The sequence below is a fragment of the Kitasatospora sp. NPDC056783 genome, from assembly GCF_042789895.1.
In the GTDB taxonomy this organism is placed as follows: Bacteria; Actinomycetota; Actinomycetes; order Streptomycetales; family Streptomycetaceae; genus Kitasatospora.
Map to the genome: position 1 here is coordinate 24785 of NZ_JBHUAF010000045.1, position 8803 is coordinate 33587.

Annotated in this window: 9 protein-coding genes; all 9 read right to left on the minus strand. The window is 72.4% G+C overall.

Going from position 1 to position 8803, the window contains the following annotated elements:
- Nucleotides 1–132: 132 nt before the first annotated feature.
- Complete coding sequence (gene dprA, locus ACFRMQ_RS10115; protein ID WP_380728935.1) at nt 133–1329, minus strand: DNA-processing protein DprA; 1197 nt, start codon at nt 1327–1329, stop codon at nt 133–135.
- Entirely contained in the window at nt 1326–3041 is a 1716-nt protein-coding gene (locus ACFRMQ_RS10120; RefSeq protein WP_380728937.1) for a YifB family Mg chelatase-like AAA ATPase, read from the minus strand. The genes dprA and ACFRMQ_RS10120 overlap by 4 nt, the downstream gene beginning before the upstream one ends.
- Nucleotides 3042–3545 carry a YraN family protein gene (locus ACFRMQ_RS10125; protein ID WP_380728939.1) on the minus strand — a complete coding sequence of 168 codons (504 nt, stop codon included), beginning with the start codon at nt 3543–3545 and terminating at the stop codon, nt 3042–3044.
- Between the two features lie 168 nt (nt 3546–3713).
- Nucleotides 3714–4040, minus strand: coding sequence for a DUF2469 domain-containing protein (locus ACFRMQ_RS10130; protein WP_030056781.1), 327 nt, complete (start codon nt 4038–4040; stop codon nt 3714–3716).
- 55 nt (nt 4041–4095) lie between these two features.
- Nucleotides 4096–4569 (minus strand): NUDIX hydrolase, encoded by a 474-nt coding sequence (locus ACFRMQ_RS10135; RefSeq protein ID WP_380728941.1) that lies wholly within the window; start codon nt 4567–4569, stop codon nt 4096–4098.
- 112 nt (nt 4570–4681) lie between these two features.
- Entirely contained in the window at nt 4682–5434 is a 753-nt protein-coding gene (gene lepB / locus ACFRMQ_RS10140; RefSeq protein ID WP_380728943.1) for a signal peptidase I, read from the minus strand.
- A 160-nt stretch (nt 5435–5594) separates the two neighbouring features.
- Nucleotides 5595–6602, minus strand: a complete 1008-nt coding sequence (gene lepB / locus ACFRMQ_RS10145) for a signal peptidase I (protein ID WP_380728946.1) — start codon at nt 6600–6602, stop codon at nt 5595–5597.
- A gap of 242 nt (nt 6603–6844) precedes the next feature.
- On the minus strand, nt 6845–7624 hold the full coding sequence (lepB, locus tag ACFRMQ_RS10150) for a signal peptidase I (RefSeq protein ID WP_380728948.1): 780 nt from the start codon (nt 7622–7624) through the stop codon (nt 6845–6847).
- Nucleotides 7625–7832: 208 nt separating this feature from the next.
- Nucleotides 7833–8803 (minus strand): signal peptidase I (gene lepB, locus ACFRMQ_RS10155; RefSeq protein ID WP_380728950.1); only part of this gene is annotated, 971 nt, incomplete at its 5' end.

Below are 8803 nucleotides of genomic sequence, written 5' to 3' on the forward strand. Positions count from 1 at the left end.
CGGTCGTCCCCCGATCCGGTGGCGATGGCGCCCCGGATCCGGGCAACGAGTGGAAGAACCGGATCAGCAGCTCAGTCGAGCGGCTCCGATGCGCGTTCCCTCGGCGCGAAGGTGTTCTCCGTTCCGGTGCGCTCACCTCCTCCGCACTACGCGCCAGTGCGCGCCGTGCCGCTCCACGAAGCCGAGCGAGCCCAACTCGTAGAGGCGTTGCAGGACTTCGTCCGGAGGAAGCCCGGACTGCCGGGCCAGTCGCTCGACCGGTGCGCCCTCAGCCGTCGCCGGTACGGCCTCCAGCACCCGGGCCACCACCGGTTCCAGCAGGTCGCGCGGGAGCACCGGACCGCTGCGTTGCGGGGCCAGGTCGTCCCCGATCGCCCCGATCAGTTCGGTGATCTCGGCCGCGTCGGTGATCAGGGTGGCGCCGCCGCTGCGGATCAGGGCGTGCACCCCGGCGGAGAGTTCCGAGGTCACCGGGCCCGCCACGCCCATGGTGTGGCGGTTGAGGTCCCGCGCCCGTCTGGCTGTGCTCAGGGCTCCGCTGCGTACCGCCGCCTCGACCACCACCGTTCCCCGAGTGAGTGCCGCGATGACCCGATTGCGCAGCACGAAGCGGAAGCGGTTCGGGTGCTCCCCGGGCGGGAGTTCGCTGATGAGCAGGCCCTGGACGCCGATCCGCCGGATCAGTTCGGCGTTGCCCTTGGGGTAGGCCACGTCGACGCCGCAGGCGAGCACGGCCGCGGTCATCCCGCCGACCGCGAGCGCCCCGCGGTGCGCGGCCGCGTCGATCCCGTAGGCCGCACCGGAGATCACCACCCAGCCGCGTTCGGCCAGTTGGGCCGCCAGCTCCCCCGCGACGTGGGCGCCGTAGGCCGTACAGGCCCGGGAGCCCACCATCGCGACCGAGCGGAGCGCCAGCAACCGCAGCGAGCCGGTGCCAGTCACCCAGAGCCCGACCGGGCGCCCGTCGCCCAGGTCGTCCAGTTGGCTGGGCCATTCCGTGTCCCCCGGAATGATGAACCGCCCACCGGCGTCCTGTACCCGTTTCAGGTCGAGCCACGGATCCAGCCCCGGCAGCCGCGCCTGGTACCCCGCCAACCGGGTGGAGTCCAGCCCCGGGTGGTCGGGCACCGTTCCGTCCCGGATCGCCTGGACCACGTCGACGGCGGGGAGTTGGGCGAGCCACCGGCCGACCACCGCGTCCCCCGGTTCGCTGAGCCGGCCGAGCAGCACCCGGGCGAGACGCTCGGGATCGGGCTCGACGGTGGCACCGGCACCGGCACCGACCTCGACCTCACCGGGGATTCGGGGTTGTCCCGACAGTCGGTTCATGCCTCGCCCTCCCGGATCTCGCGCTGCTCGCGACGGATGTCGGGCTTCTTGGACCTGCCGTCGCCCGGACCGCCGTGTTTCGCCGGGACGCCGCCGAACCGACCGAAGACCCGTTCGGTCAGCGGCAGTCCTTGCTCCACCCCGGTGCGCAGGACCAGGGCGGTGCGCACGTCCCGCTGGTCCGGTCGGTCGCGCCCGGCGAGGTCGGCGACCGTCCAGGCGACCCTGAGCACCCGGTCCAGGCCCCGGGCCGTCAGCAGCCCCCGCTCCAACTGCCGCGCGACGTCGTTGAGCGCTCCGGACGCGAGCGGCCAGCGGGTGCGCAGCTCGTGCCCCGGCACTTCCGCGTTGGTCCGCCACGGGGTGTCCGCCAGCCGGGCCGCCGCCCGCTCCCGCGCGGCCAGCACCCGGGCCGCGACGGTCTCGGTGGTCTCCGCCGTGGTGTCCCGTTCCATGAGTTCGACCCTGGTCACCGGGGCCACCTGGACCTGGAGGTCGACCCGGTCCAGCAGCGGCCCGGAGAGCCGCCCCTGATAGCGGCTGACCATGGCCGGGGTGCACTCGCAGCCCTCGCCCCGCCGCGAGTACCGGCCGCACGGACAGGGGTTGGCCGCCAGGCAGAGCAGGAAGCGGGCCGGGAGCCGCAGCGATCCGGCCGATCGGGCGATCACCACCTCGCCCGACTCCAGCGGCTGGCGCAGCGCGTCGAGCACCCGGACCGGGAACTCCGGCGCCTCGTCCAGGAAGAGCACGCCCCGGTGGGCCAGTGAGACCGCTCCCGGTCTCGGCAGGCCGCTGCCGCCGCCGACGATCGCCGGCATCGTCGTGGAATGGTGCGGGGAGCAGTAGGGCGCGGTGTCGATCAGCGGACGCCCGGCCGGGAGCAGGCCCGCCACCGAGTGGACGGCGGTGACCTCCAGCGCCTCCTTCTGGGTCAGCGGCGGGAGCAGCGCGGGCAGCCGCTCGGCCAGCATCGTCTTGCCCGCACCCGGTGGGCCCTTCAGGTAGAGGTGGTGTCCTCCGGCGGCGGCGATCTCCAGCGCTCGCCGGGCCTCGTACTGGCCGGCCACGTCCGCCATGTCCAACCGGACGGCCCTGTCGTCGGGCAGGCCCCGCACGCCCGCGGTGGGCAGCATCAGGCCGGCCATCAGCGGATCCGGCCGGCCGCCGATCGGATCGGGCGGCTCCTCCGGCGCCGCCGCTCCGGTCAGATCGGCGACGAGCTGGCGCAGGCTGCGGACGCCGATCACCGTCACCCCGGGGACGAGCGAGGCCTCGGGCGCGGTCTGCTCGGCGACCACGACCCTCTCGTACCCGGCGTCGGCGGCGGCCAGAACCGACGGCAGGATCCCTCTGACCGGCCGCACCCGGCCGTCCAGCCCCAGCTCGCCGATGATCAGCAGGTCGGCGATGGTGGAGGGGTCGAGCCGCTCGGCGGCGGCCAGCACGGCGCAGGCCACCGCGAGGTCGAAGCCGCTGCCGCTCTTGGGCACCGAGGCGGGGCTCAGGCCGACCGTCAGCTTTCGCTGCGGCCAGGCCTCGCCACTGTTCACGACAGCGGCACGGACCCGGTCGCGGGCTTCGGTGAGCGCCTTGTCGGGCAGGCCGACCAGGGTGAACGCGGCCACCCCGGGCTCCAGATCGGCCTGGACCTCGACGATCACCCCGTCGACGCCGACCAGCGCGACGGAACAGGTGCGGGCGAAGGCCATTCAGACCACCCCCCGCAGGTGGTCGACCAGGGCCGCACCCCGCGCCCGGTTGACCACCGCGACCAGGTCGATCCGCACCCCGCCCGGTGGAGCGGGTGGCCATCGCGGATCGCTGGGCCCCGGGTCGTAGCCGGGGCCTGCCAGCCGGGCGAAGTGACCGGGCCAGCGCTCGGCCATCCAGCGCTCGGCGAGGCGTCGCAGCCGGGCGGCCTTGGTCTGGTCGATGGCCTCGGTGGGCTGCTGGAAACCCCGCTCGGAGCGGGTCTTCACCTCGCAGACCGCCACGGTGTCGCCGTCGAGGGCGACGATGTCCAGCTCGCCCTCGACGCAGCGCCAGTTGCGGTCGAGGATGCGGAGCCCCGCCTCCGTGAGCCGACGGGCGGCGACCCGCTCCCCGTAGCGGCCGAGTCCGGTCCTGGTGCTGCGGTCCCGGGTCGCCCGCGAGGCCTCCCCGGCTGCGGTCGCGTCCGGTACGGCCTGGTCCTGCACGATGGTGTGCTGCATGGTGACCACCTCCGCCGAGGAGGCTGCACCAATGTCCGCGACGAGGCCCGGAAATTTCCCTTCCCTGTGGACAACTCGGACCTGTGGATAACTTTTGTCACCCGCAGGGGTGGGAAGACCCGTTCCCGCGAAATTCGACTGGACAACGCGGGACGAAGTCGTCCAACGTCAGTTCCCGAAGCCGGACTCGTCCGAGGGCAGCTCCAGATCGCTCTTCGCGAGTTCCTCGATGTTCACGTCCTTGAAGGTCAGCACCCGGACCTTGCGGACGAACCGGGCCGGCCGGTACATGTCCCAGACCCACGCATCCGCCATCGACACCTCGAAGAACACCTCTCCCTGGACCGAGTGCACCTGCAACTCGTAGTCGTTGGTGAGGTAGAACCGTCGCTCGGTCTCGATCACGTACTTGAACAGGCCGACGACGTCCCGGTACTCCCGGTAGAGCTTGAGCTCCATCTCGGTCTCGTACTTCTCGAGATCTTCGGCACTCATCCAGGCGTCCCCTCAACTTGTCGCGTCCACCCATTGTGGACCACCACACCCACGGTCAGAGCCGTACCGGTTCCACCGGCGGGCCCTCGGCCAACAGTCGTTCCAGGAAGTCCGCCAGGCCGACCGGATAGACCGTCTCGGTGGTCCCCCTCAGTTCCTCGACCGTCCACCAGCGCGCCGCGAGCAACTGGGCGTGCTCGTCCTCGCCCATGCCCGAGTGGTCCAGCCCGGTCTCAGTGGTCCGGGCCAGGTGGAACCACTGTTCCTGCTCGTAGCGCTGTCCCCGAAAGGAGAACGACACCGTGCCGTACCCCACCAAGGGCCCCAGGTCCACACCCCGCAGGCCGGTCTCCTCGGCGAGCTCCCGCTCCGCGGCCTCGCGCACGTCCTCGCCCGCTTCCAAGCCGCCCCCGGGTGTGAACCACCACGCCTCTCCCGGGGCGGCGGGATCGGCTCCGCGGAAGAGGAGGATGCGGTCCAGCCCGTCCAGCAGCAGGATCCGCGCCGCCTTGCGACGCTGTGCTGTCATGGCGGCGCTCCACGCTCCTTCCGTTCGCATCGGTGGCCCTACCGATCCTGCCACCCGGCGCGGTCGTCCGGGGCGATGTTCGGCAGAGCCGCCCGCCCGACGGCGGTCCCGTTCAGGAACGGCGCCCCCGGAACCGGCGGGCCAGGCCCGCCACCCCGCCCACCGCCGAGGTCACGACGATCAGCGCCGCGCCCGCGACGCCGGCGTAGGCGGCCGGCTCCAGCGGACCGGGCCGCGATGCGTTCGGTCCCGCGAAGCCGTCGAAGTCGGTGACCCGGTCGAGCAGGCCCATCCGGTCGAAGGGCAGCACGGTGGCCTCGGCCCTGGCCTCGACGGCCTCGGCCGGGACGGTCCCGCCGTCCACCGCCAGGTGGGTGCGGGAGTCCAGCGAGCCCATCCGGTTGTCGCCGAGCAGGAACAGCCGGCCCTGCGGCACCGTCACGCTGAACGAATCGCCCTGGCGGCCCTGCGTGGCGAGGTAGGGCTCGTTCACCGGCTGTCCGTTGACCGTCAGTCGGTGCTCGGGCCCGGCGGCGGTGGCGACGGTGTCCCCGCCGACGGCAACCACCCGCTTGACCATGAGCTCGCCGCCCCAGGCCTGGTCCCTGAAGACCACCACGTCACCCCGCCCGATGCCGCCGCCGTCGACCTTGCGGGCGAGCACGGTGTCCCCGGCGCGCAGCGTCGGGTGCATCGAGGCGGTGGGGATGTTGTACGGCCGGTAGTCGATCGCGATGAGGGCGAAGCCGCCGATCATCAGCGCCAGCCCGAGCGCCAGCGCGACACCCTGCAGCACCGCGGCGGGCCGGCGGCCACGGGCGGGTGCGGTCGGCCGGGCGGCCGTCTGCTCCACGACACTGCTCATCGACACCGTCCACCTCTGGCCGACCGGAGAACACCACTGGCACGCCGGAGGCACGGGCGGAAAAGCCGACGGGCCGTGGCACGTCCGAGCAGATTACTCGTCGGTACCACGGCCCGCGCAAGAGCCGGCGCCAACCCGGTGGAACACGGTCCGGTAGAAGTCAGGACTCCTGGAGGCGCTCCACCCGACCCCGCACCCGGCGCACCAGCGGAAGAAGGGCGACTGCCCCCACCGCACCGGCCACAGGGGGCGCCAGCGGCGCGGCCGCCGCCAGGCCCTTCTGGTCGAAGGTGTCCGGCACCGACAGCGTGGACCAGTGGTTGACCGGCCAGGCCACCACGAAGGCACGTCCGATCACGTTGTCCACCGGGACGGTGCCGCCGCCCGGCTGGTCCATGTGGAAGCGGGAGTCCAGCGAGTTGGCCCGGTGGTCGCCCATCACCCAGATCCGGTCCTTGGGCACCTTGACCGGCCCGAAGGGGTGGTCACCGCAGGGAGTGTTGCCCTGGTAGACGTACGGCTCGTCGAGCGCGACGCCGTTGACCTTGACCGGCCCCTCGCCCTCGCACTCGACGGTGTCCCCGCCGACCGCGATGACCCGCTTGATCAGGTCCTTCTCGTTGGCGGAGGGCATCAGGCCGACGAAGCTCAGTACGTCCTGCACACCACGGAGGAAGGAGTTGCTGCTCTGCGGGGTCGGCTCGTCGTTCAGCCAGCCGCCCGGGTCGTGGAACACCACGACCTCGCCGCGCTCGGGCTCGGCCCCGAACCACGGAGTGAGCTTGTCCACCAGGACGCGGTCGCCGACCTGCAACGTGTTCTGCATCGATTCCGACGGAATGGAGAACGCCTGGACGAAGAAGGTCTTGATCACCAGCGCGAGGATCAGCGCGATGCCGACCAGGATCGGCAGTTCCTTCCAGAACGAGCGCTGCTTGCGCGGCTTGGGCGCAGTCTCCGACTCCGTCCCGTCCGCGGGTTCGGGCTCCGCGTGCGAGGAGTCCGACGGGTCCTCCGACCCGGCGCCGCTCCGCCCGTCGGCGGTCTGCGCCGCCGCGTCCTCAGCCGAGGCCGAGGAGGCCGCGGACTCGGCGGACCGGTCCGCCCGACGGCCTTGACCCTCGGGCTCTCCGGCGCCCGAGCGGGCGCCGATCACCAAATCCCCCACAACGTCTCCTCCCTGCTGTGCGGACGCCTGCGCGCCCGCGCTCAGAGTGCCGCACAGCGGGCACCACGCTCACCACGACCATGAACGCCTCAGGGCTGCCCACCGCGGACTCCCCTGACACCACCACAGCCTCGGCCCGCGACCGGAACCACTCCCGGCCGCACCTGCACTTCTCTATCACTCCAAGGCATCCGGCTCGCGGTCCCACACGCGCGGCTCGACCGGGCCGCGGTCGGCGCGGCTCACTCCGAAGGCCGCCCCGACCGGCGAACGACGAGCGGAAGGATGCCCAACACACCCATAACGAGCGGGGGTTCCACAGGAACCGGCCCAACGGGCACCGGCTCCACGCCAGTTCCACCGGCCTGCGGCGCCCTGGCGAGAGAGGAGAGTGAACTCGGAGCATCGAGTTGATGGAAGCGGCCCAGCGGCCAGGCGATCACGAACGCCCGGCCGACCACGTCACTCACCGGAATCGCCCCCTGGCCCGGATTGCCCATGTGGAAACGGGAGTCGGCGGAGACGTCCCGGTGGTCGCCCATGACCCACAACCGCCCTTGCGGCACCTGGACCTTGAAGGTCTGTCGGGAGGGCGGGTTGCCGGGCGAGAGGTAGGACTCGTCCACCGGACGGCCGTTGACGCTGAGGCGCCCCTGCGCGTCACAGCACTCGACGGTGTCCCCGCCGACGCCGATCACCCGCTTGATGAGGTCCTGCTCGTTGTCGGAGGGCAGCAGTCCGACGAAGGTCAGCACCTGCTTGGCCGCACCCAGCACCGGACCGTCCTGGGACGGCTTGCGGTCGCGCTCCAACCAGCCGCCCGGGTCCTTGAACACCACCACGTCGCCGCGCTGCGGCTCACTGCCGAACCAAGGAGTCAGCTTGTCCACCAGCACCCGGTCCCCGATCCGGATGGTCTGTTCCATCGAGCCGGAGGGGATCACGAACACCTGGATCATGAAGGTCTTCATCACCAGTGCCACCAACAGGGCCACCAGGATGATCAGCGGCACCTCGCGCACCAGCGAACGCCTGCGCCGGCGGGCCGCCTTGCGGGCACTGCGCCGGCGCTCGGCCCGGCCACGCCCCGACAGCCCCCCGCTGCTCCCACCACCCGACGGTCCGCCGCCCGGCGCCCGGGCGCCTTCCGTCCGAGCGCCTTCCGTCCGGGTGGCGGCCGTGCCGTGGTCCTCCGGTCCCCCGGTGGCCGGACGGTCGGCGAGCCGTCCCCTACCTCTGACCCCCATGACCACCCGTTCCCGCAGTCGCGGCGAAGGCCGCGGGCCGGTCCAGGCCGGTCCAGCGCGAGAAGGGGTAGACCACCCAGTCCGCCCGGCCGATCACCTTCTCCTCGGGCACGAAGCCGCCACCGGGCTCGCCGAGGTGGTCGCGGGAGTCCCGGGAGGCACTGCGGTGGTCACCCATCACCCACAGCTCACCGGCCGGCACGACCACGTCGAAGGCCACGCTCGACGGGTCGTCGCCCGAAGCCAGGTAGGAGGTCTCGTCGATCGGCACGCCGTTGACGGTGATCGGTGCGCCCGGGCCGGTGCTGGTCACTCGATCCCCACCGACACCGATCACCCGCTTGACGTAGACGGTGTCGCCGGCCGGGGCCAGCCCCAGGTCCCGGGCGACCGAGTGCAGGCCGTCCCAGAAGCCCGTCGGCTTCGCCGATCCCGGGAGGAAGGAGCCCGTTCCGTCGAACACCACCACATCGCCCCGCTGGGGGTGGCCCCCGAAGGCGTAGGAGAGCTGGTTGGCGACCAGCCGGTCGCCCGGGCGCAGCGTGTCCTCCATCGACCCGGAAGGCACCGAGAACGGGCGCGCGACGAAGGCGTTCACCAGCAGCAGGGCCGCCAGGCAGATCCCGACCAACAGCAGCAGGTCCCACGAGCGCGAGCGCTCGGCTTCCTCGCCCTGGTCGTCCGGGCCGTCTTCGGCGGAGTGGTCGGCCTCATCCAGGTCCTCGCCGCGCTCCGAGCCGACCTGCTCCGAGCCGACCTGCTCCGATTCGGCACGCTCCGATTCGGCGCACTTCGAGCCGACCGGCGCCGAACCGGCCCGCACCGAGCCGACCGGCTCCGTGGCGTCGGCGCGCTCCACCGCACCTCCGGACATCTCGGTGCCCCCGACACCCCCGATGCCCCCGGAAACGACCGCGGACCGCGCCGGCGAGTCCGCACCGGTGGGTGCGGGAC

Coding starts and splice junctions, on each gene's coding strand:
- dprA (WP_380728935.1), bottom strand. CDS start 1,329: ATGAACCGACTGTCGGGACAACCCCGAATCCCCGGTGAGGTCGAGGTC.
- ACFRMQ_RS10120 (WP_380728937.1), bottom strand. CDS start 3,041: ATGGCCTTCGCCCGCACCTGTTCCGTCGCGCTGGTCGGCGTCGACGGG.
- ACFRMQ_RS10125 (WP_380728939.1), bottom strand. CDS start 3,545: ATGCAGCACACCATCGTGCAGGACCAGGCCGTACCGGACGCGACCGCA.
- ACFRMQ_RS10130 (WP_030056781.1), bottom strand. CDS start 4,040: ATGAGTGCCGAAGATCTCGAGAAGTACGAGACCGAGATGGAGCTCAAG.
- ACFRMQ_RS10135 (WP_380728941.1), bottom strand. CDS start 4,569: ATGACAGCACAGCGTCGCAAGGCGGCGCGGATCCTGCTGCTGGACGGG.
- lepB (WP_380728943.1), bottom strand. CDS start 5,434: ATGAGCAGTGTCGTGGAGCAGACGGCCGCCCGGCCGACCGCACCCGCC.